Below are 23,997 nucleotides of genomic sequence, written 5' to 3' on the forward strand. Positions count from 1 at the left end.
CCGCATTCCGTTCCGGAGTCTGGTGGCGGCGGCCAGGGCGAACTGCCGGGTGTGCTCCATCGTGAGGACATCGGTCGCCTGCTCCTGGTCCCGGCCGGCCTTCCGGTCCGTGCGGTCCGGGCGCCGTCGCGGAGCCGGGGTGGCGGGCACGGTCACGGTGTGCGGCAGGGTGCGGGAGCCCAGGCGGCGTGAGCGTCGCGCGGCGTTCACCCGGGCGGTCAGAGCACCGGCGGCGAGGCGGGCCCGCTCGTATCGGGAAGCCGTCCGGTTGCGGGTCAGCGGGCGCAGCACGGCCTGGTCCTCAGTGTCGCGCGGGTACAGGGCGCGCAGGTCGGCGGTCATCATCCGGCCCCGCCCGACAGGTCGGGTGTAGTAGTCGACGACCGCCTGCACGATCTGTTCGTCCAGGCCCGGCTGGTGGGGTCGGCCGCGCAGGACGTAGGAGAGGTGCCGTCGGGCTTCGGCGAGCAGATGGTGGCGCTTGAACGCGCCGTGCATCACGTACACCACGGCGACGGTTTCGACGGCGGCCAGCGCGATATCGACAGCCGGCCGCACCCGGGCCCACACCGCCGCGGCCGCCGCCCTCGCCCGGACCGCGAGCCGGTAGACGGTACAGGCGCCCACCTTCCGGATCGCCGAACGCCTCCAGCCGTCGCGCAGTTCGGACAGTGACCGCGCAACGGTGCGCTTGGGCGGGCGCGTACGGTCGGCGGCCTGACAGTCCAGTCCGTAGGCGGCCCGCTCCCCCGGCGGGTGCCCGTGCTTCTCCTCGTAGCCAGCCACGAGGGCGGGCATCGCATCCTCAATCTGTTGACGGCGGGTCGACTGCCAGCCGATCAGCCGCTGGGCGATCCCCGCGATCTCCATGACCGGCCGTTTGCCGGGCGTCACCTCGCGCGGCTCCCACGCCCACCCGAGCCGGGCGGACACCTCCTCCATGAAGTACAGGGTGTAGAGGGTGCCGGCGGCGACGATGTTCTCCAGCATCGAGTCCGCCGACAGGTTCCCCCACTTTCCGTCCGGCCGCCGGGCGCGGATCGACACCAGGCCGTGGTCATGGAGCAGGGGCTGTCCGGCTCTCGACTCGTAGTGCCGGAACACCGCGACGACCAGCCCGTCCCGGATCGGCTTGCGGTGCTTGCCGCCGCTTCCCCAGCGGATCTGTGCGACCGAGTCCTCCAGCCACGCCAGCGCCTTGTCCCGGGCGATGTCCTGGCACAGCTCCAGCACCAGGCGGTGCTCGTCATCCATGAGCGCCCAAGAGATCTGCGCGGTCGACGGCGCCCGGAACACCAAGTCCAGGGCCAGCCACGGCGAGCGCTCCTTGGCGTCCTCGGTCTTGGGTGACTGGTTGTGCTCGATGGGCCTGCCCAGCACGGTCGCCCGCCGGGCCTTCGCCGGGCTCTTGCCATCCGCCAGGAGCTCGCCCTCGATCCGGTCGGCGTCCGGGTGCCGGCCTTGCCCCAGGAGCAGCTCAGCCTGCCGCTCGGTCACCACGTCCCCAGCCGCCAGCCCGACCGCGGCAAGTCCCCGCCCCTTCCAGACGCCGGGCGGAACACCGGCTTCGTCCTGGGCGGCGCGCAGCGCCTTGCCCGCAGGGCGGTGGCCGTCGCCGACCGTCACGCTGCGGAAGTAGTACTGCCACCCACCCGGGCCGACCTTCTTCGCGCTGAGCATCGGGCCATGGAACACCGCCCATGAGCTGCGCAAAAGCGTGACCGGGGGCGCTTCCCGCCTGGCGGGAAGCCATCACCAGATTCCTTGCCGCAGCGCCCGCCAGGCGGGCCATCACACCAGCCCGAGACGGTAAGCCGCCGACGTGTGCACAGTCCGCCGCATGACGAACGAACTGATCCACGCAGCCGCCTGCCCGCTCTGCTCGCGACCGCTCCGGCCGGAGTTCCGCAGCACCCGCCCCTCCGCCCAGCAGGACCACCCGGCCCGCGTCTGGTTCTACCCGTACCGCTGCGCCAGCTGCGAGGCCGCCCGGCCCCAGACGTTCTGGGAGCCACCACCGCCCCCGGCCACCGGCCGGGGGCCGGGGGCCGGGGGCCGGGGGCTTCGTGCTTTCCGGAGGAGTTCGCCGTGCCCACCTACGAGGCCCTGCCCCGCTTCACCGCCGACCTGAACCGCCTCATCCCCGAACCGCGCCGCGCGTTCCATCGCGTCGTCACCCGCGCCTTCGTGCCCGATCTCCGCGCCGGAAGCGGGTTCCGGGACGGATTGCGTATCAAGGGTGTCCGCTGCGCACCGGGCGTCTACGAGCTCACGTGGTCCGGAGGCGGGCGGGCGACCTGGTCATACGGGACCGAGCGGATACGGGGCGTGTTGACTGAACTAACTTCGACGTTTTCGCAGCTCAGAGGGGTTGTCTGTTAGCTTCTCGGCATGCTTGATCACAGCGGTTCCGCCCTCCTCGCCCGGATGCCCGGAGTCCACATCCAAGTCGCGGTCCAGTGGCAGAAGGCATCCGGCGGCGACTGGGCCGCTTACGCAGCCGAGATCAGCCGCCGAAAGAAGGACTGATGAAAGCCTCCATAGCGATCGCGCAATTTCCCATCACCTGGGACATCGAGCATAATCTCGCGGCCATCACCTCGCTCCTGGCAGACGTCCAGCCAGACGAGATCGTCGTACTCCCCGAAGGTGCGCTGTCCGGCTACGGCGCCGACCTCTCAGCCCTCGAACGCCTACCGCCCTCGGCCCTCGCGCATGCCATGGACTGCCTCGCAGAGCTAGCTCAGCGCAGAGCCATCCACCTGTTCTGCGGCACTTTGCTATTCGAACGTGGTGCTTGGAGCAATGCCGCCCTCTACTTCTCTCCGGACGGCACCCGCTGGACCTACCGGAAGATAAACCTGGCGATGAACGAGCGAGGTCAACTCGGTGCAGGCTCTGAGCTCTCGACGCTCACGATCCACCTGGCGAGCGGACCCATCACGCTCGGCGTCCAGATTTGCCGGGAGATCCGTTTCCCCGAGCAATGGCAGCATCTAGCCGACCGCGGAGCACAGGCTTTCATCTACCTCACCCATGCAGCCAACCCCTCCGAGCCCGCAGGGGTCTGGCGGAGCCACCTCATCAGCCGCGCAGCGGAGAACCAACGGTTCGTCCTGGCAGCCAACGTGGCAGATCCTCACCAGCACTGCCCCAGCATGATCATCTCACCGAGAGGAGAGGTCCTCGCCGAGGCGAACTCTGGCGAGTCCACCGTAATCAGAACCACGATCGACCTTGACGAGTCCGCCAATTGGTACCTCGGCCAGCGCCGACGGGACCTACTCAAGACGAGCTATCAAGATCGAACAAACGTATAGCAATGGGACGACTGGAGGGCCTCAACGGCCAGGCATTCCGAGAGTTCCAATACCCGACTCCACCATTAGCCATCTACCCCGTCGATGCGCTCGAAGCGCACCGCGCCTTCATCGCCCGTCGCCCCGACCTCCGCCCAGCTGGCTTTGTTCACAAGAACGGACAGCGGATGTTCACCACTTCGGGAGGCACTGCGGTCGGCGACTGTTCGATTTCCGTTTGTGAGGTGGCAGTACGTCCAGGGTCGAGCAGGACCGTATTCCGGCGACTTAACGTGATACCCGAGCGCCTGCGGTGAGCTTCCACTTCGCTCTTACGGTGGGTTTGTCTATGAAAGTCACGAATGGAGCGGCGCGAGCTCCTACGGTCCGTAGTGGCCGGGCTCATTGAAGCCGGCGGACGTTCCTTTGAAAGGACTCACTCCGCATGCTCAAGAACAGCAGCAAAAGAACGCGCACAGCAGTCTGGGTGGCAGCCGCGCTCACGCTCGTGACCGGAGGCGTGTGCGCCGGGGTGGCTGGAGCGGCAGCCGCCCCTGGGGCCAAGGCGACGGCCCCGTACGCCCAGGCCGCCGCGGTGGTCAACTCCGACGGAAGCATCAACCGGTCCAAGGGAATCAGCAGCGTCACGAAACCTGCCGTCGGAAAGTACTGCGTCGAGTTGGAGGACAAAGACCTGGACCTCACCAAGCTCGTCCCGGTAGCGACCCTCCAGTACACCTCCTTCGAGTACGGGATCCGCATCTCGTACTGGCCGCACCCTGACTGCGGAGGCCGCGCGGACACCATTCACGTCATCACGGGAATGCCGAACAAGTGGGTAGACCAGGCCTTCGGGATCGTCGTCCCGTAAATCTGCACCGCTGGTGAACAGCGCCGGTGATTCCTAGGCCCCGCTCGGCATTCCGCCCGGCGGGGCCGCCCTTGTCCAGGCCGAGTCGGCTCACGGCCGACGCCTCGATGTGCAAGCAGTTCGATTCCCACGGTTCGCTCAGATGCCTCCCGAAGTGGTGAACATCTGCTGTCCGTTCTCGTGAACAAAGCCACCCAGCCGAGGAATACAGGGCTGTCACCGCCGAGGAATGGCAGGAGTTCCTGTCCCACTTCGAGCGGAGGAAGCTGGCGCTGGGCGAGTGCGGGCGGGCCTACGGAACCGACATCCACGAACACGCCTGCGTCCGCTGCCCGGTCCTGATCGTCGCCCTGGACGAGAAGCCCCGCCTGGAAGAGATCCGCGACAACCTCAAAGACAGGATCGCCGAAGCCAAACGCGAAGGATGGCTCGGCGAAGTCGAAGGCCTGTCCACCAGCCTCGCCGCCGCCGAAGACAAGATCGCCCAGATCGAGGCCCAGCAGGAGAAGAAGCAGTCCCCCGTCTTCCTGGGCCTACCCAACCTCACCCAGCTCACCGCCCGCACCAGCGAAGTCACCGAGTAGCGAGTTCGCATGGGCTGTCCCGTCATGTTCTCGTTACCAGCAAAGTCGTGGGTCGTGTTCGTGCTCGGGGGAGTGCAGCGATAGCGCCTCTGCGTCCGGTCCGTCTGTTCGTTGTAGGTATCCAGGTCGGGGACTGTCGTCCCACCACGGCGGTGGCGGGGTGTGGACCCGCTGTGTGCGCGGAATCGATACCTCGGCCAGCACCCCATCATGGAACATCCACAGCCCGAAGCAGTCGTCGTCTTCGTCGTGGAGCATGACCTGCACGCACTCCGGGTTGTTCCACGGCAGCGCCTCCAGGTCTGCGAGGACCCCGCGACGCTGGCTCTCGCGGAAGAACTCGAGATACCACCCGCCGACGAACCAGTCCGGTATCCGCTCGAAACAGCCGCGCCAAGTACGCGTCTCGTCGACCCGCGTCAGCGGCTCCATCACCTCGTCCTCATACCGTGCAAGGACTAGCACCTGCGCCATTCTGCTCATATGGGCATGTCATCCCGTAGAGCGGTCGAGTGGCAAGTTCGTTTCGACGCACGGCGTACGACTCACGCGCGTCCAACACGATCTCGGACCTCTACGGAGCAGCTCATAGCCGCCGCGCTTCGTGGACGAACCTCCACAAGGCCACCCCGGCCGCTTGATGAACTCTTTGTTCAGAGAAGGCACGCAGCACATCGTCTGGCGTCGCGTCGGCACGCACACCATCTTCAACCGGCCCTGAGTAGCACGCTGGTTCGGCCGGGCCGGGGTCCGCGCCGATGGTGTGGTCGATCACCTCGCACACCGCCCGCAGGCCCGCCGCGTCGAGGCCGTTGGCTACCAGGACGGGCGCCGTGCACGCGGCGCCGCACAGGACGAGGAGGGCAGCCCGGTGGCCGGGCGTCAGCGGCAGGTCGCCGTCGAGAATCCACCACGGGTCCGTGAGGCGCTCGCGCAGCTCCGGCATCATCCCGCCCCGCCCTTCGTGCTCCGGGGTGTCATGGTCGTACGGGTCCAGTCCGGTGAGCGCCTGGGTAATTTCACCGGCGAGGTCGAGCAGGCACCTGGGCTGGCCCCGGCCGACCAGGTCCCGCAGCCACCCTGCCGCCCGCAGGCCTGCCTCGCCCGTCGCCGCCAGCGCCGCGCTCTGCTCCGGCCCGGGCCACCGGTTCGTCCCCTCCGGCGCGGGCGGGCCGGGCGGCGGTGTGCTGAAGCTGCTGGTACTCATGCCCCTCTCAACGAGCAGCGCCAAGACGGCGGCCCCGGGCCGGTGGGCGCAGTTGTACGGAACGGGCGGCGCGGCACGTGCGCCGGCCTGTTCACCGAGGAACGGGAGGGTTCCAGCCGCGTCCGGGCACGAAGAGGGTCCCCCTGATCGTGGGTGGTCGCCCGTTTGGCGCGGGGTGGCGCCGCGCCGCCCATATTCGAACAGGCGTAGCATTCCGGCCGTGGCCGAATACGCCTTCCCCCAGGACCTCCGCGACGCTCAGCTGCGCCTTCACCAAGTGACCGCGGCCTACAACCAGTTGTGCCGGACCCTGCCGTGGAGCGTGGAGCCGGCGCCCGGATGGGCCGCCGGGGAGAAGCAGCCGTACACCGACTACAAGAGCACCAAACGGGACAGCCCCGGCTACACCAACCACCAGAAGAGCGAAGTGGCCCGGCTGCGCGCCGCTGTCCTGGCGCTGTCCGTCACGGTCTCCACGCACCCGTACTGGTCCACGCTCGGGCCGGGCACGGTGGCGGAGGGACGGATGGCCCTCAAGCAGACCGCCCCGGCGTCGGCCGGTGATGTGGCCGCGGAACAACCGGACGACGGCGCCCTCGGGTCCCCTGCTGCCCGCGCCGCCTGACCGCCGGCTTCGTCGTGTCCCGTGATCCCCGGGTCCGCCTGGAGCAGCTGCGCTTCCTGTACAACATCCAGCTTGACCACCTGCGGCAGACCGAGCACTGGATACGGGTGGCCGAGGAGCGCGTCGCGGAGGCGGCCTCCCGCGTGCCCCCTCCACCACCGCAGTGGGGATACAGCCACGCCAGAGGCGACAAACCTCCCACCGTCCACGCCTGGGACTGCGGCATGAGCGGCCCGAAGAAGCCACTCACCCGCGAACAGGCACTGCGGGCGCTGACCATCGACCAGATCCCGCCCTGCGTCTACTGCACCCCGGACCGAGACCTCGGCGTACTCGAGTAGCGCCAGACAGCTCGTGACCTGGGCGAAGAAGCGCCTCAACCGGCACGCTGCACAACATCAACAAACTCATCAATCACTCGACCAGGAAACGCTCTTGACCGTCACCGAGCAGGAGCCGTGCGACAGCCTCTCGCCTGCCCGGCCTGTGCGCCCAAACCCCGCGGGCCGGCCCCGGACGCCCACTCGGCTCGAAGAACCAGCGACCCACAACTCAGCCAGCCTTCTCCGCGGGTAGCGTGCGGGCCAGGGCGTGGACGCCCGATCAGAGGTCACCCGACAGGCTCTTACGTGAGGTCGCCATGCCTCGCGTCACGGCGGGCCGCACGGGCGACGAGTCCGACCGCTTCGCGTCACGGGCCGGGGGCACGGAAGTTCACCTGCCGGCGGGCCGCCTCGTCGATCTCGTCGATGGTGAGGAGTGGGGTGGCCCGGGTGTGGAGGGCGCCGCTGGCCTTGACGGTGAGACTGACGGCGGCCATGGAGACCGGGTCGGGGAAATCGACGATGAGCACGATGTCGTCCTCCCCGAAGGCAAAGTACATGGTCTCGACCTTCCCGCCGAGGCCGCTTACGACCTGGTCAACGGCGGCACGTCGGCCGCTCGCGCCTTCGCTGAGCAGCCCCTTCGTACCCTCGGGCGTATAGGTGGCTTGGATGAGGAACTTCGGCATAGGGACGCTCCGTGCCCATCGACTGTCCGGTACGCAGAATGGACTTCCCGGGTCACAAGTCCCTCACGTACCGAACGGCTGGATTCACCCGGTAGGAGTGCACGCCAGTCCGGGCCCGGACCGCCGAGCGTCGGGCCACGGCCGGGGTGGGGTGCCGTCGGCCCGTGGTGCGAACTGGGCGCGGCAAGGTGAGGATCAGGGGTACGGGCGGAGGTCCGCCCCCGCCGACTGGCAGCCCTGGCCGCCATCCGACCCCGGAGGTTTCCCATGCCGTCGGCGCAGCTGGCTCCGTCCGAGGTGACCCGTCTCGCTGAAGGTGAACCACGTCGGGGCTGTGAACGGCGGTGGTTCAGATTGAGCGAGACGGAGGCGCGGTCGGCGTCTCGCTCAATCTGAGTTCTGAGCGCCAGGACTTGCCTCGCGTTCGGCGGCGAACTCGTCCAGAAGCTGGAACAGGATCTTGATCCCGTGCTTCTCGTCCTCGGGCGGCAGGTCGGCGATGTTGTTCCAGCCCTCTGGGAGCGCGATATGCAGAACCTGTCCGGGCCAGGCATGGTTGCAGTTGCGGCCGCGACGGGCGATGAGCCACTCGTGCCAGCCTGTGAGCCCCTGTCCGCCGTGGCGCATTGCGTGTTGGTCGTAGCCGGTGAGGAAGGCGGTCAGCTGATGGAACGAGGAGGCTCTGCCGACGAACATGCCGGGACGCCTGCCGACGCAGGCGAAGTACTCACGCTCGCTCATTTCCCTGATCTGACTCATCGGTATCCTTCGCAGGTCTGGCGCGGATTCGGCTATGCACCGTGCGGATGGCGGCGGTCGCTCCACAGTCGTCTGAGGGCTTCGAGTTCGGTGCGGGGGAAGTGCTCGCCCCATTTGCCTCGGTAACCGCTGTCGCCGTAGGTCCGAGACACCTCGTCGAAGCAGCGGACCACAGCCCGGGCGAGTGCATCGATGGGGAGTCGGGACGACCAGATCTCGGTGCCTCTGTTGTCGTGGTCGCTGGCGCGACGTAGTCCCAGCAAGCGGATCCAGACATCCGCGGCTTCGCGGTAGAAGATCCACCGGTAGGCGGTCGGCTCGGCTTCAAACTGGGCGCGGGCTTCCGTCTCGCCCGCGACGAGCCGGGCCACCGCCGTCAGGAACTCTTCGGGCGCGTCGCTGATGTAGGACGCGGTCAGCTCCGCTTTCGCCTGCTGGTCCTCAACGACACATGCGGCCCATCCATGTGTCCCCAGCGTCCAGGCGATTCGTATGCCAGCTGTCACTGCGGCTCCCCGGCGAGGAAGTGCCGGACATCGGCCGCCAGGGAAGCCATCTGCTCACCGGCCTCCAGCCAGGTGGTCACCGAGGCGCTCCAGCCGCCGGCGGCCTTCGGCCATGGCCGCAAGGTCCAGGTCAGTCCGACGTGGCCGCCTGACCGGAAGACGGCTGACACTGCGAGGTCGCGGTCGTTGGTCTGCCAGCTCCGTTCGCCGTCCCATCCCCGGTAGCCGGCGGCGAGCTCTTCCAGGAACGGGACCAGATCGCTGTCCCAGATCCAGGCGACGACCTCATTGACTCGGGCGGCCAAGCCTGGAGCCCGTAGTTCGACGGCGTAGTGCACAGAGTCTTCGTCGAAGCTGAACCGATCGCAGAACCTCACACCGACAGCCGAGTTGTCCTGGCAGCGGATCGTCACGCCGGCCTCATCGTCAGTGCCGACGTCCGGGGTGGTCATGGGCGGAACGCTAGGTCAGCAGCACGTTCGACGTCACCTGGATTCGCTGTCGGTGGGGTGGAGAATGGCTTCGGCGATGTCACGGACGCGTTCCATCGTGATGTCGGTCCGCTGTTCGACTGCGAGAGGGTGATCGGTCGGCTCCAGCTCGATGAAGGGACGCTGCCCGATGGGGCCCCTGCCCTGCGGCGCTACCCGCCGACAAAGACCGGCCGGCTGTGTGCCGCGCTCGCCCTGCAACCGATCCCGAAACCGCCCCGCCCGCAGCGACTTCGACGCGACGCGGATTCCCGAGCCCGGCCCTGTCGTCCTGGACCTCACCGCTCACGACGAGGCGACCGCGCACGCCGTGATGGAAGTACTGGAACGCCTGTGGGCCACCTCCGGCATCACCCCCGTACGACGGGAGCCCGGGGTGCCGGGAGTCCGCGCCCGCATCCACGCGGACATCCGGCCCACCGGCACCCAGCCGTATTCCCTCGACTCGGGCTACGGCGCAGGGGTGTAGACAACGGCCGTGTTCTCGCACGGCCTGTCTTGGTCCAGGAAGGCGAGGACCTCGGCAAGGGCATCGGCGTTGCCTCGGCACAGGACCGCGTCGGGGACCTTCACCTCGGTCAGTTTGGACGGTTCAGCGGCGTGACCGGTGAGCCTCATCACCGAAGTAGACGCGCGCAGCCAGTGGTTAGCCACCTCTGCGATGGCCGGCCCGAAGCGGAAGGACTGGGTGAGCTCCATCCGCATTCCGGGGAACCCGCTCATGATGTCCTTGGCATGACGCCATTCGTAGATCTGCTGGGCCGGGTCGCCGACGCAGACGCGCTGGACGTCCTGCGCGAGGAAGATCTCCTCGAGGACCGGGTTCGTGTCCTGTGCCTCGTCCAGCAGGATGTAGTCAGCGCGCAGCCGGGGGCGGGTAAGCGCCCACATCTTGAGGTAGTGATCGTGCTTGAAAGGCAGTGTGCCGTTCGGTGAACAGATGTCGTCCCATGCCCACCGCGCACGGGGCAACAGAACTCGCGCAACGTACTGCTGCCCGTCATCGTCGAGACCCTTGACGGTGCCCAAGTGGCGCGCTGCGACCTGCTCCTCGGTGGAGTAGCAGAAGTGCTTGACCATCTCCATGACCAGGTGAGCCAGCATTGTCGTCTTGAGCCGGCGGCCTCCGACAGCAAGGTCCCGGTCGATGCCGAGGAGCTGCGCGGTGCGCCACAAGGGCATGTGCTGTGAGGCGTCCAAACGGGCCTTGAAGCGGCTCCCTAGCGCCCGGTAGGCGAGTCCGTGAGAGGTGCTGCAGCGGACATTGTCACCGAAGCGCGCCTTGGCCTCCTGCGCGATGAGCCTGTTGAAGGCGATGTACATGCCTCGGCGGCGGGTTGCCGCGCCCATCATCACCAGTGTCGATGTCTTTCCCGTACCAGCACCTGCCACCAGGGCAAGATCATGGCCACCGGCAAAGCTGTCTCGTGCTGCCGCCTGTTCCTCGGTCGCCTTCACTGCCACCGCGTCGTCCCTTTCCGCAAGCTTGCTGTTCACTCCGTCTGCCAGTGGATCTCGGCCGGACTGGCTCTGGGCTGGTGAGCAGCATGACGGAACGCACTGACACTCTGTCAGGATGCTGCGAACAGAGGTTTGAAATTGCGAAGAGGTGACCGAAAAGAGCGGTGCCTTCGGGCCTTGCTGTACGCATCCCGCACAGGGGCGGGGTTGCCGGTCGTGTGCACCACCGGTCGAGCCGTCCACGCTGGCCGCCATGGGAGCGCGCGTGGGCCCATCACGGAACTCCGCGAACGCGGCCATGTCACCGCTGGAGAAGCCGAAACATCGTACTGAGGCCCGTGGACCGCAAGTACCGGACTCCCTACCTCCACCCCTGATCGCCTCCTACGGCAACCAGGAGGCGCGGGAGGAAGCAGCCGAGCGCATCGAGGCTGGAGAGCTGGCCGGCGGTCGGCTGCTGCTGGGCGAGAACGGCCTTGGCTGCATCGGCAACACGCATCTGCCACCGGGTCGTGCGAATGCTGCACCGCCATCCACGTTGCCGCGCCCGAGCAGCGGGACCAGGAGCACGAGCAGCAGCTACAGGTTCAGGGAGAGGGGCTCGCCCCAACCGAGCGGCACACACGCCTGGTAGAGATTGTCGGCCGCCGCGTTCTCGGCTGCCATGCCCAGCATCAGCGTGAGGCTGTTCAGCGTCTTGCCCTCCGCGCCGGTTTTCTCGAGGCGGTCGGCGAAGACGCGGTGCGCCCGGTCAGGGCTTCGGACCAGCCGCCGGCGCACGTGGCGGGGTCCACGCCGGTGACCGGGGTGAACCACAGGGCTGCGTGCGACCTCGCCGCGTCACCCAAGCCCCGCAAGCGGACTGGCCAGTGACCCCCGACATGGAGCCGGCCCCCACCGTCTCCCGCCTCCCGCGCCAAGTCCGGCCGCAGGACCGCGAAGGCGTCGAGGCCTTCATCGTCCGCCTCGCCCAGGCCAACCATCTCCAGCCCGCCTACCTGCGGGACTACCTCTGCCCGCCGCCCCACCACCGCGGGAAACCGAGCTGGGGCCGGCTCGCCGCCGCGACCGGCCGTCACCCCGCCGCCCTGCGAGAAGCCCTCGAAGGCCCGGCAACCCGATGCGCCGAGTGTGACGCCCCGCTCCCGCCCAAGGGGACCGCCGGCGGAAGCCCTCGGCGCCACTGCTCCGCCCGCTGCCGCCAACGCGCCCATCTGCGACGCACCATCGGCACCCCGACCTGCGGATGCTGCGGAATCGAACTGCCCCGGACCTCGGGGAAGAGCACGCCGTCCTGGTGTTCCCCACGCTGCCGCCGGATGGCACACCGCCAAGGAGTCGAGCGGCCCCCCGAGCCGCCGGCCACAGCTGCCTCCCCGCCGAAGCTCTGCACGAAGTGCGGCGAGATCATCCACCGCATCCCCATGAGCCGCCGAGGCCCGGCTGACTACTGCCAGAGATGCCGAGACCAGGACTACCTCCAACGCCAGCAGAACCCCGCCCAACCTCCCGCCAGCCACAGCGTTTCCACGGGCCCGGCATACGGCTTCTGCCGATCCCCCATGGAAGCGGCCTCAGCCGCCCGACGATGGTGCTCGCACGCCTGCCGACAAGCCGCCTACCGAGCAGGCAAACTCGGTGAGCTCCCAGAGCAAGCGCCTGACCTGCGCGTGTCCGGTCTCCTTGAGCCTTGACCGATCTCACTACTGCTCTCGCTTGTGGCCAGCCGACTGCGGTCCGTGCTGTGGACAACTGGCCGACCACGCACGGTTCCGGGCCCGGGTGGCCGGTCAGCCGGCGCTAGCTGGAGGTGCTGACGATCAGGGGATCGAGCGGATCGCCCTCGTATCCGACGACGAGGCAGGCCGCGGCGACCGGTCCTCGGGAGAGCTCCACGAGCCGGGCCAGGGCTGCCGCCTCGGACGGCAGTCCGGCCGGATCGAGGCCGAGCGCCCGGGCCGCGCGGTCGCGTCGCCGGTCGAGGTCGGGCATGTCCTCCCGATACTCGTCGGCGACCGCCTGGAGTTCTCCGGCTGTCCGCCCGGGAGCATCCCCGCCACCACGGTGCCACCAGACACAGACGCACCAACTCTGGCAGTCCGAGGGCGAGTGGTCCGGCCTCGCCATCGAGGCTGACGTACACCACGGGGCGTTCCTCTCCGCCCTCGCCGACGAAGCAGAACGCGTCCCCTGAGGCCGCCCGCGCAAACTGCTCCAGCCGGGCTCCAGAGGCAAGCCGGACCCCGTCTTCCAGCTCCTGATCGGCGGGGTCCGTCGCGTCGAGATCCGCAACACCAGCGAAGAAGTCGATGACCTCCTGGTCGGCACCCAGGAGAGGCAACAACGCGCCGTGGTGGGCGGGTACGTCGACTGGTGCATTCAATCCGTTCACCTGGCAACCGTAACTGGGGCCTCCGACAGCGGCGGCGTCAGACCGCCAGGGGCCTGGGCAGGGACAAGGTGGCGAGGCCCGCAGGCGTGGGTGCGGTGAGGCTGGTCAGGGTCCGATATGACGGGACAGCACGAGCAAGATCCGATAACACAGGACAACCTCCGGACCCCGAGAAACGGACACAACGGGCACCTGTCGACGGGGGCGTGACAGTTTTCTAGGGGAGCGTGACACGGGTGTCATGCTCACGCTCCGTCAGCGTGACACGGGTCGCGGGCAGTTGTGGCCGGAGTCAGTGGCCCTCGGGGCGAGCGCGGGTGAGGTACGCGGCGAGCACGCCGGCACCCTCGGGCTCGGTGGTGGCGAGCCGGGCCGCGAACGCCAGCTCGTCGACGTTGGTACCGGGGACCAGGCGGGCGAGTTCGGCGAGCCAGCGCGGAGTGCGCGAGGACCAGCGGCGTCAGCAGGCCGGTAGCTGCCTCGCGGGCGGCCGGGTCCGCGTAGTGCCCGAGGTGCGCGGCCAGGGCGTGCGCGAGCCAGCCGTCGACGTCGGCCTGGACGTACCCGCCCGCGCACCGGGTGAGTTCGTCCCGGGCGGCTTCGTCACCGTCGCGGGGCTCGGTCTGCTCCAGCGTGCCCAGCTCGCGCAGCGCCTGGAGCTCGTCGGCGCGGGGCCCGGGGGCGAGAGGTCGGCGGGTATCGCCGCCGGGCGGCCACATCCTGGTCATCTTCGGTCTCGCATTCGTGGTGCGGATTTCAGGATCGGGCTGCTGTCAAATCAGTGCGGGCATCCCCGCCGAATAGTTATAGCAAGCCGGTAATTCCGGTCGGGTCAGAACTCGAATTCTATCGACTGTACGGGCGTGATTTCCGCGCGCAGACCATCGGTCCGACTTCCCCATTCCGTGAAATACAACTCGGTAATGGCCTCCGCGACAACCGGATGCAACTCTTCCTCCGTCGCACCGGCCTCCTGAAGCTGGAGTATCCGGGCGGCGTAAGTGGGCGAGATCGGGGTGGTGATGTGCCGCTCGCGGCCGTCGTCGGAGGACCCGGAGGCGGTGAACCCGAAGTAGGCGACAACGTGCACCATCATGCCGCCGGAGGTGGACGCCTGCTCCCGCACCTGCGCCCTGACCTGCGGTTGCCACTCGGACTCGGTCGCCTCCACCAGCGCCTCCCGGAGCCGCTTCTGCGGGGTTCTCAGCTGCCCGGCGCGGTAGCGCTCCACCGTGCGGCGTGAGGTGCCCAGACGCTCCGCCAGGTCCTTCGCCGAGTCCTTCGTGCGCGTGAGGAGGAATTTCACCTGAGCCTTTGCCGATTTCGGCGCGGGCCGGGTGAACACCTTCCGCTCCGCCTGTGCGAGGGCGTCCAGGATCTTGCTGCGGCGCGGGGCCGACTTCTGCTGCTCGTGATCGCTCATGTCCCCCAGGGAGCCACCGGCCGCCTGTGGACAGATCTTGAAGTCCGCGCAGGCGACGGCAGGGCTGTCGGTGTCCGTCCGTACGGTGGGAGGCGTGACGACATCCTCCGCCCCCGAGCCGATATCGGTGCCCATCCGGGTACTGCTGCCCGGGGACCAGGAGGTCGTCGCGCACCTGTGGTCCCGGCGCCAGCTGCGCGACGGCTGGTTGTACGAGGTCGGCCCCCGGGCCTACCGCAACGGCCCCGGGGACTCGGTGGAGCCTGCCGAGTACCGCGTCTGGGTGCGCGTTCCGCAGCACGTACGGCCCGTGGAGGGCGTCTCGTACGACGCTTCTGTGTCAAGTCCGAGCGTGTTGCCGTCCGAGCCTCACGCGTAAACGAGCTGTTGGGTGCGTATGCGGTCCATCTGGAGCCGTCGGCCCCGGGCCAGGTGATCCGGCTGGTGGCCTCGGCGGTGAACACCTTCGAGGAGCGGTTCTGTGCCACCACGACGGACCGGGTTGTCGGCGATAACCCGCTCCCGGCTGGACGACTTGGTGGCCGAGGACGACGGCGAGGGCAGCGTGGGCGGTGGCCGGACGTTCTTCACCGAGTTGAAGGCCGACCCGGGCGCGCTCGGGCTGGAAAGCCTGCTGGGCGAGGTGAACAAGCGCCAGGTAGCCGACCAGGCTTTCCAGATGTGCCGTCAGGTTCTTGTGTCGTCGCAGCTCACGGATCTGCTCGGTGGGAAGGTCGCGCCAGCTCTCGGCGAGTCCAGCAGCTTGTGGGGCGTAAAGGTCGAGTCGTCGACATGTCGGACGCCAGCGCCTCGGGACTCCAGTCGGTGTCCGTGTCGTCGGGGCCCAGATGGTCGATCACCCACATCCGGAGCATGAACTCCTGCTACCGAGAACCGGGGATCAGTCACCGCGTCATGGCCTGGCCCTGGGGCGGGTGAGGACTGCTGTTCGCAGGGGCGTTACGAGGGTGGGCCAATGCGGGGATCTCGACTCGCAGCTGGATGCGCTCGCCAAGCACGCCATCGAGCGAGAGAAGATCTTCAGCGAGAAGATCAGTACCCGCATCAAGGTCCGCCCCGCCTTCGAGGAGGCGCTGAAGACCGCCCGGGAGATCAAGGCGCACGCGCCGCATTGCCGGGTCCTGCTCACGGTGTACGAGATGAAACGACTCGGGCGCGATGCCGCCGAGCTCACAGCCCTCGCCGACCATCTGACCGAGCATGGCCTGGTGCTGGAGATGCTCGCCGGACCGCTGCCCGGCATCTACGACCCCACCGGGCCGGGCAAGCTCCTGTTCGGCTTCTTCGCCGCACATGTCCCGCGCATCCCGGGCAGGTGGGACTCGCCGAGTGTGGCCGGAACCCCGGCATTCACTCCGAATCGCCGGCGCGCGTACTTGACGGCCAGTGAGCGGGCGACCAGTCTCCGTCTGGGTCGGTAGTTTGCCCTACTTCGATCAGGTGGCCGTCGGGATCGCGGATGTAGCAGCGGATCTCGTACTCGTGCTGTTTCGGCGGCGTCAGGAACTGGGCACCCCGGGCGCTCCACTCCGCGTACAAGGCGTGGACGTCTTTGACTCGGATGTTGAGGAAACTGCTGACCCGGTCGGGATCGCGCGGCGTGTCAAGGGTGACCGTCGGCTTGTCGTCGGTCGGGCCTCCGCCGACGTTGATGATGATCCAGCTGTTGGCCAGTGCGACGTAGGTCAGCCCTCCGGGGCCGGAGTAGGCCACCCGGCCGCCGAGTACTTCGGTGTAGAAGCGTCGGGAGCGCTCGACATCGTCCGAGACGATGAAGTGGGCCAGCACAATTCCTTCCGGCGGTGGCGGGAGCTCGGCCATCTGGGTACCTCCACACGTCGGTCTCATACCCCGTTTACGACGCCGCCTGCAGGCGGCGTTGCCGCGATCGGGATTCGGCGTTGATCTAGCGTGCCCCTCGAAGCAGCCAACAATTCACGGCGTCACCCTTCTGGCAGATTCGCGGACTGTCGCCGCAAGCGTGTCCGAGCCGCCCGACGAGAAGGGTTCGACAGAGCCCTGATGTTCGTCCGGGGGTGCCGGGCCGCGGCTTGCGTTCACCCTTGCAGGCGAGTCCGGACGCCGGCACAAGCCTCACCCAGGACCCGGAAGACGGTCCCGGTCGCGGCGCCGTAGACGAGGTGGGGGCCGAGATCGGCCGCGAGGGTCTTGAGGTCGTACTTCCAGATGGGCTCGTAGAGCCCGGCGATCGGCAGGGTGATGTAATCGCTGAGCCACACGAGCGCGCCGAACGACACGCCATAGACCCCACAGGGCTTGCGCACCGATCCGGCGAGTACGCCGTAGAGCGCTCCGTTGGCCGCACCGTACGACCAGTGCATGAACGTGCTGACCGGCCAGGCTGCGGCATCCGGGAGTTCGCGCTGGGTGAAGCCCTCGATCAGGCGCTTGCCGACCTGTCCGGGATCCGGCGCCTCCTGCCAGGTGCGGACCGGAGCGAACTCCCACCGCAGAGGATTGCGCTCACCGCCGGATCGGCGCTGCCGCAGGAACCGGACCGTGTCCATGCAAGCGGTGCCGACCAGGCCGGCGGCCAAACCCGACGCGATCGCGCCGAGCGGAGTCAACTGCTTCGGGGTGCGCATTGTGCATCGCTCCTGCTGGTCTTGGCGATACGGGGCCAGTCTGCGCGACGTCGCGCGAGCGGGCGACGCCGACGTCTCCTCGCAGGCATGCTCACATGCACACCCTCATGACACCATCCGGAGCGGACGGGCCGGGTACTCAGGTCTGGCGGGCCTGTACGGACCAGACCTCGCGCTGCCGAGCACCACGGCGCAGGCGAGGATCCAGACGGTCAGGGCGGTGATGCCGAGGGCCAGCCCGTCGTGGCGGAGTACGCGATCCCGGAAACCGAGCCCTCGCCACCGCTCCGGCAGCCCCGACCAGGCGCCGGGCTCGGCGTACCACCACCGCCGACCCAGAACAGACTCCACTCGCTCAACACACAGACTCCAACCAGGCAACACGGCCTGCAGCAACACGCGGAACGTACACAGAACCGCGCCGTGCCCACCGTCTACCTGGAGCCGTCCTCACCTCTCCAGCAGGCTCTGGGGCCGTCCCGCCCGTCCGGCTGGGTGCTGGCGAAGGCCGGCGGGCGTGGTCCCGTCCGGGGCGTTATCCACGCCGTCGACTGCGAGGAAGCGCCGACCGGAGCGCCGGTCCTCACCCTGGAGCGGGCGCTGGACGCAGCCGAGAATCCCGGCAACCGGCTGTGCTCGCTGTGCGGCGCGGCCCTCGAACTGGACCCCGTATCGACCACGATGGCGGAGAGGCGTAGCGGGGCGGCCGGTTCGGTCAGCCATCGGCGACGGTGGTTGCCGCCAGCACATCAAGGGGGAGCGGGGGGCGCCGGGCGACGATCAGCGCAGAGCCGACATCCCGGGTGGCGTCTTGCGGCGATGTCGATGAGCCGGAGACGGGAGCGCCCGCTGCACCATCGGCAGTGCACCGACCACGGCGCGGTGGGGGAACCCGGGAAGGGCTCCACCGGGTCCAGGCCGAAGTTGCCCAAGATGATCACAGTCCGTCGGCGGCCTCAGGAAATGGCTTCACCACCAGGTTGACCAGGGACTTCGTGACCATGGTTGGCTCCTGGTCACGACCTCGTGCCCGGCAGCCGTACGGCTCTTGTGAGGGCCACGGTCATGGTCGTCTCTGCCACGATGGCTGCAGAGCTGGCAGGCGACGGGCCGTGGTGTGATGCCGATCGAGCATGACTGCGTACTCGTCGTCGCTGTCGGTGCGCGTACTTCGCCTTCATCCGGTTCAGCTCGTTGCCCAGCCGGGAGGATCGGATGCTGCTGCGTCCCGGAAAGACCTGCGATGAAGCACTCGCCTTCCTGAAAACCCTGACTGAACAGGGCCTCAACGACGTGCAGAACTCCGTACCTCACCTGCCTGGCGGCGACATACGGCCGTCCATCCGCAACGAGACGGAAGCCAGCCTGAGCCTGAGCGTAGACAAGTACGACCGGTGGACCCTGGAGGCGATCAGGACGGGATCCTCCACCGGGTGCGGACCGGCCGGCGGGGCTGCAACCACCGTCGGCGATCACGATGACGGCTTGGGGCGCGGGCCTTCCTCCGAGAGTGGTGAGGACCAACCCTCCTGACGCGTGGACGTGTCCACGCGGTAGGCGGCAGCGGCGCGCTGGGCGCGTTCGGCACGTGCCCAGCGCAGCGCGGCGGCCTCGGTCGCCGCAGCCTGGCGGCGGAGCTGTACGCGGGACTGCTCGATCGGGGCCGGCGCATCGTCAGGGGCAGCGTCGGGTGCAGGGAACGCCCGGCGCGACAGCCTCGGTCCATCGCAGCCGCCGCCAGCCAGGGCCGGGGGCTGCGGCTGGTAGCTGACGATGTGATCGCAGGAGTCACCCTGGCCCCGCTCGATCTTCGCTGGCTTTACCACCCCTATGACGGAGGCGGGGATGTATTCGCCCCAAGCACCAGCGTCAGGGACGCCCTCAAGGCAGCACATCCTGACTGGCTTTCCACCCACCCGACCGGCATGTGATGGTTACTTCTCTGAGTCCGGACCTAGGCCGTTTCGTTTGGATCATCGGGCTGACCACAGCAAGATGCCTGCGATGTGGAGAAGTCCCGGCCAGGTAGATCGTGGCGGTCTTCTCGTACCATCGGCACGGACGCAGGCGGCCGCAAGGCGGAGACCGTCGAGGTCAAGCCGTCCGTTCCGCCCGCGCACTGACCTGACGGACACGCCGGAGAAGAAGGGCACCGAATGAGCAGGCTGCTGGAAGCGGTGTGTGCGCTGACCATCGGCGTCCTCGTTGCGCTCCTTGTATGGGGTGCTAACCCTGGCGCCGTGCGGGTGGCGTGGCGGGAGGGCGAGATGAGCGGTGTGACGGTCGTGTTCGTGGCGGCGTGTGCGCTGTGGCTGGTGCTTTGGCGCAGGCGTACCGGGCGCGGCCCGCTGGCATGGCCGCTTGCGGTGCTGCTGTGCGGTGCGGCTGTTGCGCTGGCCGTGGCAACCATGGCCGGTTAACCGGCACAGGCGGGCAGTTGGGGCTTCTCCTCCTTGTGGGCGGGGAGCCCGCTGGCGCTCTCGGGGTAGTCCGTTTCGTTCGCGTCATCTGATCGTTGGTCTGGGTGTGTCGTTGACTGACGCGCAGTGGGCGCGGATCGAGCCATTGCTTCCGGACCGGTCGCGAAAGCGGGGTGGACGGTGGCGTGACCATCGACAGGTGATCGACGCGATCGCGTTCAAGTTCCAGACTGGCTCGCAGTGGGTGCACCTGCCGGAGCGGTACGGCAACCGGCGGGGCGTCTATAACCGGCTGCGGATGTGGGCCGTGGACGGCACCTGGGAGCGGGTGTTCACCGCGCTGATGGCCCAGGCCGACGCCGATGAGGATCTGAACTGGGCAGTCTCGGTGGACTCGACGATCGTGCGCGCTCACCAGCACGCGGCCGGGGCCCGCAAAAAGGGGCCCCGGCCGGCGAGCCGCACGACCATGCCATCGGCCGGTCCCGCGGAGGACTGACCACAAAGATCCATCTCACGTCCGACGCGCACTCCCGGCCCCTGGCCTTCGTTCTCACCGCCGGACAGGCCGGCGACGCGCCCGCCTTTCCGGCGGTGATGGCCCAGCTTCGCGTTCCCCGCCCACGCGGGCGGCCCCGGACCAGGCCGGACACGGTCCTGGCCGACAAGGCGTACTCCTCACGCGCCATTCGCGAGCACTTACGCAAGCGCGGTATTCGAGCAGTGATCCCCGTCCCGGCAGACCAGCGGAGCCACCGGCTGCGGCGCGGCCGCCAAGGCGGCAGACAACCCGCCTTCGACCGCGAGGCATACAAACAACGCAACACCGTAGAGCGATGCATCAACCGCCTGAAGCAATGGCGCGGCATCGCCACCCGCTACGAGAAGACCGCCACGATCTACCTGGCCGGACTCCACATCGCAGGCATCTTCCTGTGGTCAGCCCGATGATCCAAACGAAACGGCCTAGGAAATCTGACTGGTCGTCCGGCAGCCAACCGGGCGTTCTTGATGGCGAGTCGGCTGGGCGCCTACGACTGCCGGGCCGTCGGTACAGTCATGCCGGTGACAATGAGTCGAGGCCGGTGGCCGAAGATCGATCAGGACAGCGGCGTCGAGGACGCGGCGTTGCTCATCCTGGAGTGGTTGGGCGAGCAAGGTGTGGGCGCCGCGATCAGGGTGGACGCTGAGCGGTTGCGGGACCAGAAGCCCGCATGGACGTTCACTGCTGGTGGCGGCCCGTTGAGCCACCCGATGCGGGTGGACGGAGCCACCGCCCACGAGTGCTTGTCCCGCGCTTTGTCCTATCTCCGCGAAGCTGGCGTGGACGTGCCCTTCTGACGCGTTGCTCATGGAGCGGACGGTGGCGGCCGCCTTCGGGTGTCGGTGGCGCGTCCAGCGATCTGGGTGAAGGTGGGCATCCCGAGATCGACCGCCGTGGCCGTGCGGGCTGTTGCGGCGTCCATCTGGGAGAGCTTGTCCTCGGCGCCGGCGAGGCTGGTTTCGAGGCCTTCGACTTCGCCAAGCCGCCTTCCCGCTTGGCTTCGGCGATGCGGTCGATGAGGTTGCCGCGGACCTCGACGAGCCGGGGACGCTCGGCGGGGTCAGGCCGGAGCATGGCGCATCTCAAACAGGCGTGCTCATGAACGCAAGGGGTGGAGAAAGCCCGGCCGCAGGTGCCGATGGCTCGTCGTGGCCTCGTTCTGCGCGGTGAAGGGGTGCTGTGCCAAGCGGTGCACGACCTCGTCCCTGGGCGCCTGGGTGGCTGGCCCGGAGGCGACCGGAGTCCGAGCGGGGAACTTCTCTCTCAGCGCCGATTGTGCTTCCCCGAATCGTCCTCGTTCCGCGGTCTTCAGAACTGGCGGGCTGTGCTCGACGGTGGTCACGAGTTGGGCCTTCCGAACAGGATGTCCAGCGAAGCGGGGTCGTAGCCGGGGGCGGGCAGCGCTGGTCGCGGCTGTTTGGTGGCCTTCTTCTCCTGACGGGCGTGGTGGGCGAGCATGTGCCCGACGATCTCGTCGGAGTCGGAGGTGAGGTAGATCTGAAGGGTGGTCAGCTGCCTGTGGGCGAGGACCCATTGCACGTCGGTGAGGCGGACGAGGGGATCACTGGTCATGCGGTAGGTCGCTGTGTGGCGGAGATCGTGCAGGGACCAGTTCGACCCGAGGAGCTCCTGGACGCGGATGAACATCGCCCTGGCCGCCGGGTACTCCAGCGGTCTCCAGGGGCGCCGGAGCGTCCACCAGAGCGGGGCGTTGCGTCCCCGCGGCACCCCTCGGCGCCAGGCTTCCTCCTGGGCGAGCCGTAGCCAGACGAACGCGTCCGGCGAGGCCGGCACCCGCTGGTAGTCGCGGGTTCCCTTGCGGATCACGCCGATGACCTGCTCGCCGGGCAGGGCGTCGCGGTTCGTGCTGGTCAGCAGCTCTTCCGCGCGTACGCCCGTGGAGACCCAGAAGGCGAGCATCGCGCGGTCCCGGTTGTACTTCAGCGCGGCAAAGATCGCGTTGAACATCTCGTCCGGGATCCGTCGCGGGATCCGCTTCGCGACCTTGGGTCGGTAGCGGCCGGTCCGCTCGTGCTTGAACCGTTCCATCGGCTTGTGGTGGGCGTTCGCCCGGCCGGCTTGGCGGGAGCGGTCCAGCGGGAACGGGTTGATGATCGGTCCGGTGCCCTCGCGGAGGTGGAAGTCGTAGAAGGTCCGCGTGACCGTTTCGCTGTGAGCCCTCGTCGTCGCCGCGTACTTGACGCCCGGCGACGACTTACCCGTCACAGGATTCGGTGTCCTCGGTGCCGACCTCGCGACGCCAGGCCCCTTCGGTGCTGGCGTCTGTGGTCGGAGCTGGAGGCGCCAGTGCACGCGCACGGGCTTGTCGGCCAGCATCATCCAGCGCATGAAGTCCCTCGCCTCGACGCTGGTCGCCCGGTCCCACCTGATGTCGAGCATCGAGAGGAATCTTCTCTGCGCCAAGTCAAGCGGGAGCTGGTGGTTGATGAAGTGGTAGCTCCGCATCGAGCAGTCGCAGCTCGGATTCGAGCGGCGGGTGGCCCTTCACAGCCCTGCGATTCCGGCCCGCTGTGCCTGCAGTTCCGAGCGGACGAGTTCTAGGAGGCGGCCTGCCCAGTTGCGGCCGCGTCCGGCGTTGTCCCCCCAGAAGCCCGAGTCGGCGTCGTCGTAGATCACGGTGGCGTCGTTCGTGGTCAGCAGGATTTCAGCCAGGTCGGGGTGCTGGTCGTACTTCGCGCGCAGTAGGGCCGCCATTACCGCGGTGCGGGCGTGCTGCCAGCCCTCACGCTGTGCTGCCGCGGTCGCGGACTTGCGTGCGGCGGCATGGGTTTCTGCCGTGGCGATCGCGGTCCGGACCTCGGGGTCAGCGACTGACAGCGCCCAGTATGCGTGGGCGGCAGATGGGTAGCTGACCTCGCCGACGACGATCGGGGCCGGGTAGTCGTTGCGCAAGCCCCGGAATCCCGGGGAATCGACCGGTTTGCTCGGATACGTGTGGTACAGCTTGATCGCCGGGGCGAAGGAGGTCACTGGTCCGTCTGCCGGGACGCGTGCGGCCCGTTCAGCGGCCCATCGCGCCCGTTCCTCGAAGTAGGCGACGGCCCTGTCGTAGTCCTCCTGCATGATCGGCCCATCGGCCGGGATGTACGTTTCGCCGCCGGGTCCCGCCACCAGCACCCGCAGCGGCCAGTCTTTGCTGTCCATGTCGCCCAGTGCGTAGCGGCGCTTCGAGATCGGGATGGCCAGGAAGGCGTTGCGGGCTGCGGCGCGGTTTCCCTCGGTCCGGTCGGCGAGGAAGGTGTCGACGGCGACGAGGCATCGGCCCGTCGAATCCGGGCGCCCGTTGAGTTGGTCGATGGTGTCTCGTATCTCGGCGACCAGCAGGTCGGGGGTGAGGTAGCTGTGGGGCTCGCCGAAGGTCCAGCTGGCCAGTTCGAACGCGGATGCCTTGGCGCCGTCCGGCAGGGTGGTGGCTACCCAGCCGCTGCGGAGCTTGTTCTGGAACTCCTCAAGGGTGACCAGTTCCCAGCAGTCGATGAGCCCGTCGGCGTAGATGAACAGGTCGGTGAGGAAGTGCGTGCCGCCGTTGCGGATGAAGGCGTGGCGCCAGGTGCCGGGTATGTGAACGCCGTCCACCGTGCGGTGAGTGGTCTTGTTGCCGATCATCCGGCGATTGTGCCGCAGCTGCCGCTGTGGGGCCGGGGAATTCCGCACGGTCGAAGTCCCTCACCCGATTGTTTGACGGGTGGTGGGCAGGCAGAGCCTTGGCGGCTTCATCGGACTGCAGCTCATCCCACTTGGTCGCAGCACCTGCT

30 protein-coding genes and 1 pseudogene are annotated in these 23,997 nt (G+C 68.2%); 15 read left to right on the plus strand and 16 right to left on the minus strand.

Annotation, left to right across the window (positions count from 1 at the left end; translation table 11 throughout):
• On the minus strand, positions 1 to 1,680 hold a 1,680-nt coding region (mobF, locus tag P3L51_RS11525; protein WP_354605037.1), incomplete at its 3' end, for a MobF family relaxase.
• Between the two features lie 408 nt (positions 1,681 to 2,088).
• On the opposite strand from mobF, the gene P3L51_RS11530 reads away from it, so the two are divergent.
• From P3L51_RS11530 to P3L51_RS11545, 4 genes are all read left to right on the plus strand, one after another.
• The gene (locus tag P3L51_RS11530; protein ID WP_354605038.1) at positions 2,089 to 2,382 is read left to right on the plus strand and encodes a hypothetical protein; all 294 of its coding nucleotides are present in this window, start codon (positions 2,089 to 2,091) and stop codon (positions 2,380 to 2,382) included.
• 9 nt (positions 2,383 to 2,391) lie between these two features.
• The gene (locus P3L51_RS11535) at positions 2,392 to 2,529 is read left to right on the plus strand and encodes a hypothetical protein (RefSeq protein ID WP_354605039.1); all 138 of its coding nucleotides are present in this window, start codon (positions 2,392 to 2,394) and stop codon (positions 2,527 to 2,529) included.
• Positions 2,529 to 3,320: a carbon-nitrogen hydrolase family protein gene (locus P3L51_RS11540; RefSeq protein WP_354605040.1), complete on the plus strand. Its 792-nt coding sequence runs from the start codon at positions 2,529 to 2,531 to the stop codon at positions 3,318 to 3,320. The genes P3L51_RS11535 and P3L51_RS11540 overlap by 1 nt, the downstream gene beginning before the upstream one ends.
• 466 nt (positions 3,321 to 3,786) lie before the next feature.
• A complete protein-coding gene (locus P3L51_RS11545; protein WP_354605041.1) occupies positions 3,787 to 4,170 on the plus strand; it encodes a hypothetical protein in 384 nt (127 codons plus the stop codon).
• Positions 4,171 to 4,787: 617 nt separating this feature from the next.
• On the opposite strand, the gene P3L51_RS11550 is transcribed toward P3L51_RS11545, so the two are convergent.
• Together P3L51_RS11550 and P3L51_RS11555 are read right to left on the minus strand one after the other, a co-directional pair.
• Positions 4,788 to 5,237: a hypothetical protein gene (locus P3L51_RS11550; RefSeq protein ID WP_354605042.1), complete on the minus strand. Its 450-nt coding sequence runs from the start codon at positions 5,235 to 5,237 to the stop codon at positions 4,788 to 4,790.
• Positions 5,238 to 5,340: 103 nt separating this feature from the next.
• Positions 5,341 to 5,961 carry a hypothetical protein gene (locus P3L51_RS11555; RefSeq protein ID WP_354605043.1) on the minus strand — a complete coding sequence of 207 codons (621 nt, stop codon included), beginning with the start codon at positions 5,959 to 5,961 and terminating at the stop codon, positions 5,341 to 5,343.
• Between the two features lie 220 nt (positions 5,962 to 6,181).
• Between P3L51_RS11555 and P3L51_RS11560 the strand changes: the two genes are divergently transcribed.
• A complete protein-coding gene (locus P3L51_RS11560) occupies positions 6,182 to 6,586 on the plus strand; it encodes a DUF8825 domain-containing protein (protein WP_354605044.1) in 405 nt (134 codons plus the stop codon).
• 14 nt (positions 6,587 to 6,600) lie between these two features.
• Entirely contained in the window at positions 6,601 to 6,927 is a 327-nt protein-coding gene (locus P3L51_RS11565) for a DUF6233 domain-containing protein (protein ID WP_354605045.1), read from the plus strand.
• A 350-nt stretch (positions 6,928 to 7,277) separates the two neighbouring features.
• On the opposite strand, the gene P3L51_RS11570 is transcribed toward P3L51_RS11565, so the two are convergent.
• The 4 genes from P3L51_RS11570 to P3L51_RS11585 form a co-directional block, all read right to left on the minus strand.
• Positions 7,278 to 7,598 (minus strand): GYD domain-containing protein, encoded by a 321-nt coding sequence (locus P3L51_RS11570; protein WP_354605046.1) that lies wholly within the window; start codon positions 7,596 to 7,598, stop codon positions 7,278 to 7,280.
• A gap of 387 nt (positions 7,599 to 7,985) precedes the next feature.
• Positions 7,986 to 8,339: a hypothetical protein gene (locus P3L51_RS11575; RefSeq protein WP_354605047.1), complete on the minus strand. Its 354-nt coding sequence runs from the start codon at positions 8,337 to 8,339 to the stop codon at positions 7,986 to 7,988.
• 50 nt (positions 8,340 to 8,389) lie between these two features.
• Positions 8,390 to 8,863, minus strand: coding sequence for a hypothetical protein (locus P3L51_RS11580; protein ID WP_354605048.1), 474 nt, complete (start codon positions 8,861 to 8,863; stop codon positions 8,390 to 8,392).
• Positions 8,860 to 9,315, minus strand: a complete 456-nt coding sequence (locus P3L51_RS11585) for a DUF6228 family protein (protein ID WP_354605049.1) — start codon at positions 9,313 to 9,315, stop codon at positions 8,860 to 8,862. The genes P3L51_RS11580 and P3L51_RS11585 overlap by 4 nt, the downstream gene beginning before the upstream one ends.
• A gap of 220 nt (positions 9,316 to 9,535) precedes the next feature.
• Here P3L51_RS11585 and P3L51_RS11595 point away from each other — a divergent pair, with 220 nt between their 5' ends.
• The gene (locus P3L51_RS11595) at positions 9,536 to 9,823 is read left to right on the plus strand and encodes a DUF6207 family protein (RefSeq protein WP_354605050.1); all 288 of its coding nucleotides are present in this window, start codon (positions 9,536 to 9,538) and stop codon (positions 9,821 to 9,823) included.
• Here the strand turns inward: P3L51_RS11595 and P3L51_RS11600 are convergent.
• The 4 genes from P3L51_RS11600 to tpg all read right to left on the minus strand — a co-directional run bounded on the left by P3L51_RS11600 (position 9,805) and on the right by tpg (position 14,630).
• Positions 9,805 to 10,851, minus strand: coding sequence for a UvrD-helicase domain-containing protein (locus tag P3L51_RS11600; protein ID WP_354605051.1), 1,047 nt, complete (start codon positions 10,849 to 10,851; stop codon positions 9,805 to 9,807). The genes P3L51_RS11595 and P3L51_RS11600 overlap by 19 nt on opposite strands.
• Before the next feature lie 543 nt (positions 10,852 to 11,394).
• Positions 11,395 to 11,595, minus strand: coding sequence for a hypothetical protein (locus P3L51_RS11605; RefSeq protein ID WP_354605052.1), 201 nt, complete (start codon positions 11,593 to 11,595; stop codon positions 11,395 to 11,397).
• A gap of 1,020 nt (positions 11,596 to 12,615) precedes the next feature.
• Positions 12,616 to 12,807 (minus strand): hypothetical protein, encoded by a 192-nt coding sequence (locus P3L51_RS11610; protein ID WP_354605053.1) that lies wholly within the window; start codon positions 12,805 to 12,807, stop codon positions 12,616 to 12,618.
• Positions 12,808 to 14,039: 1,232 nt separating this feature from the next.
• The gene (gene tpg / locus P3L51_RS11615; RefSeq protein WP_354605054.1) at positions 14,040 to 14,630 is read right to left on the minus strand and encodes a telomere-protecting terminal protein Tpg; all 591 of its coding nucleotides are present in this window, start codon (positions 14,628 to 14,630) and stop codon (positions 14,040 to 14,042) included.
• Between the two features lie 94 nt (positions 14,631 to 14,724).
• Here tpg and P3L51_RS11620 point away from each other — a divergent pair, with 94 nt between their 5' ends.
• Together P3L51_RS11620 and P3L51_RS11625 are read left to right on the plus strand one after the other, a co-directional pair.
• Positions 14,725 to 15,009, plus strand: a complete 285-nt coding sequence (locus tag P3L51_RS11620; protein ID WP_354605055.1) for a hypothetical protein — start codon at positions 14,725 to 14,727, stop codon at positions 15,007 to 15,009.
• A 589-nt stretch (positions 15,010 to 15,598) separates the two neighbouring features.
• Positions 15,599 to 16,072, plus strand: a complete 474-nt coding sequence (locus tag P3L51_RS11625) for a recombinase family protein (RefSeq protein WP_354605056.1) — start codon at positions 15,599 to 15,601, stop codon at positions 16,070 to 16,072.
• Here P3L51_RS11625 and P3L51_RS11630 read toward each other — a convergent pair.
• The 3 genes from P3L51_RS11630 to P3L51_RS11640 form a co-directional block, all read right to left on the minus strand.
• Entirely contained in the window at positions 16,002 to 16,472 is a 471-nt protein-coding gene (locus tag P3L51_RS11630) for a VOC family protein (protein WP_354605057.1), read from the minus strand. The two genes, P3L51_RS11625 and P3L51_RS11630, sit on opposite strands and share 71 nt — an antisense overlap.
• A gap of 236 nt (positions 16,473 to 16,708) precedes the next feature.
• Entirely contained in the window at positions 16,709 to 17,257 is a 549-nt protein-coding gene (locus P3L51_RS11635) for a hypothetical protein (protein ID WP_354605058.1), read from the minus strand.
• Between the two features lie 105 nt (positions 17,258 to 17,362).
• Positions 17,363 to 17,608, minus strand: coding sequence for a hypothetical protein (locus tag P3L51_RS11640; protein WP_354605059.1), 246 nt, complete (start codon positions 17,606 to 17,608; stop codon positions 17,363 to 17,365).
• Positions 17,609 to 17,680: 72 nt separating this feature from the next.
• Between P3L51_RS11640 and P3L51_RS11645 the strand changes: the two are divergent.
• From P3L51_RS11645 to P3L51_RS11665, 6 genes and pseudogenes are all read left to right on the plus strand, one after another.
• A pseudogene (locus P3L51_RS11645) lies at positions 17,681 to 17,929 on the plus strand (DUF6233 domain-containing protein); the annotation flags it as partial.
• A gap of 543 nt (positions 17,930 to 18,472) precedes the next feature.
• A complete protein-coding gene (locus P3L51_RS11650; protein WP_354605060.1) occupies positions 18,473 to 18,790 on the plus strand; it encodes a hypothetical protein in 318 nt (105 codons plus the stop codon).
• 227 nt (positions 18,791 to 19,017) lie between these two features.
• On the plus strand, positions 19,018 to 19,188 hold the full coding sequence (locus P3L51_RS35970) for a DUF3885 domain-containing protein (protein ID WP_435594432.1): 171 nt from the start codon (positions 19,018 to 19,020) through the stop codon (positions 19,186 to 19,188).
• A gap of 225 nt (positions 19,189 to 19,413) precedes the next feature.
• Positions 19,414 to 19,677 carry a hypothetical protein gene (locus P3L51_RS11655; protein WP_354605061.1) on the plus strand — a complete coding sequence of 88 codons (264 nt, stop codon included), beginning with the start codon at positions 19,414 to 19,416 and terminating at the stop codon, positions 19,675 to 19,677.
• Positions 19,678 to 19,768: 91 nt separating this feature from the next.
• Positions 19,769 to 20,628 (plus strand): IS5 family transposase gene (locus P3L51_RS11660; RefSeq protein WP_435594433.1). Its coding sequence is split into 2 segments (ribosomal slippage): positions 19,769 to 20,123 and positions 20,123 to 20,628, totalling 861 coding nucleotides; the frame shifts between segments, so codons are not numbered across the junction.
• 120 nt (positions 20,629 to 20,748) lie between these two features.
• Entirely contained in the window at positions 20,749 to 21,018 is a 270-nt protein-coding gene (locus P3L51_RS11665) for a hypothetical protein (protein WP_354605085.1), read from the plus strand.
• A gap of 541 nt (positions 21,019 to 21,559) precedes the next feature.
• Here the strand turns inward: P3L51_RS11665 and P3L51_RS11670 are convergent.
• Both P3L51_RS11670 and P3L51_RS11675 read right to left on the minus strand, forming a co-directional pair.
• A complete protein-coding gene (locus P3L51_RS11670) occupies positions 21,560 to 22,621 on the minus strand; it encodes a tyrosine-type recombinase/integrase (RefSeq protein ID WP_354605062.1) in 1,062 nt (353 codons plus the stop codon).
• Positions 22,622 to 22,726: 105 nt separating this feature from the next.
• Positions 22,727 to 23,848, minus strand: coding sequence for an NADAR family protein (locus P3L51_RS11675; RefSeq protein ID WP_354605063.1), 1,122 nt, complete (start codon positions 23,846 to 23,848; stop codon positions 22,727 to 22,729).
• Positions 23,849 to 23,997: the final 149 nt, after the last annotated feature.

This window comes from Streptomyces panacea (assembly GCF_040560175.1).
Taxonomy (GTDB): domain Bacteria; phylum Actinomycetota; class Actinomycetes; order Streptomycetales; family Streptomycetaceae; genus Streptomyces; species Streptomyces panacea.

Excerpts from the sequence above, each read along its gene's own strand:
- P3L51_RS11535 (WP_354605039.1), top strand. The coding sequence starts at position 2,392 with ATGCTTGATCACAGCGGTTCCGCCCTCCTCGCCCGGATGCCCGGAGTC.
- P3L51_RS11540 (WP_354605040.1), top strand. The coding sequence starts at position 2,529 with ATGAAAGCCTCCATAGCGATCGCGCAATTTCCCATCACCTGGGACATC.
- P3L51_RS11550 (WP_354605042.1), bottom strand. The coding sequence starts at position 5,237 with ATGAGCAGAATGGCGCAGGTGCTAGTCCTTGCACGGTATGAGGACGAG.
- P3L51_RS11555 (WP_354605043.1), bottom strand. The coding sequence starts at position 5,961 with ATGAGTACCAGCAGCTTCAGCACACCGCCGCCCGGCCCGCCCGCGCCG.
- P3L51_RS11570 (WP_354605046.1), bottom strand. The coding sequence starts at position 7,598 with ATGCCGAAGTTCCTCATCCAAGCCACCTATACGCCCGAGGGTACGAAG.
- P3L51_RS11575 (WP_354605047.1), bottom strand. The coding sequence starts at position 8,339 with ATGAGCGAGCGTGAGTACTTCGCCTGCGTCGGCAGGCGTCCCGGCATG.
- P3L51_RS11585 (WP_354605049.1), bottom strand. The coding sequence starts at position 9,315 with ATGACCACCCCGGACGTCGGCACTGACGATGAGGCCGGCGTGACGATC.
- P3L51_RS11610 (WP_354605053.1), bottom strand. The coding sequence starts at position 12,807 with ATGCCCGACCTCGACCGGCGACGCGACCGCGCGGCCCGGGCGCTCGGC.
- tpg (WP_354605054.1), bottom strand. The coding sequence starts at position 14,630 with ATGAGCGATCACGAGCAGCAGAAGTCGGCCCCGCGCCGCAGCAAGATC.
- P3L51_RS11630 (WP_354605057.1), bottom strand. The coding sequence starts at position 16,472 with ATGGCCGAGCTCCCGCCACCGCCGGAAGGAATTGTGCTGGCCCACTTC.
- P3L51_RS11635 (WP_354605058.1), bottom strand. The coding sequence starts at position 17,257 with ATGCGCACCCCGAAGCAGTTGACTCCGCTCGGCGCGATCGCGTCGGGT.
- P3L51_RS11650 (WP_354605060.1), top strand. The coding sequence starts at position 18,473 with ATGCTGCTGCGTCCCGGAAAGACCTGCGATGAAGCACTCGCCTTCCTG.
- P3L51_RS11655 (WP_354605061.1), top strand. The coding sequence starts at position 19,414 with ATGAGCAGGCTGCTGGAAGCGGTGTGTGCGCTGACCATCGGCGTCCTC.
- P3L51_RS11665 (WP_354605085.1), top strand. The coding sequence starts at position 20,749 with ATGAGTCGAGGCCGGTGGCCGAAGATCGATCAGGACAGCGGCGTCGAG.
- P3L51_RS11670 (WP_354605062.1), bottom strand. The coding sequence starts at position 22,621 with ATGCTCGACATCAGGTGGGACCGGGCGACCAGCGTCGAGGCGAGGGAC.
- P3L51_RS11675 (WP_354605063.1), bottom strand. The coding sequence starts at position 23,848 with ATGATCGGCAACAAGACCACTCACCGCACGGTGGACGGCGTTCACATA.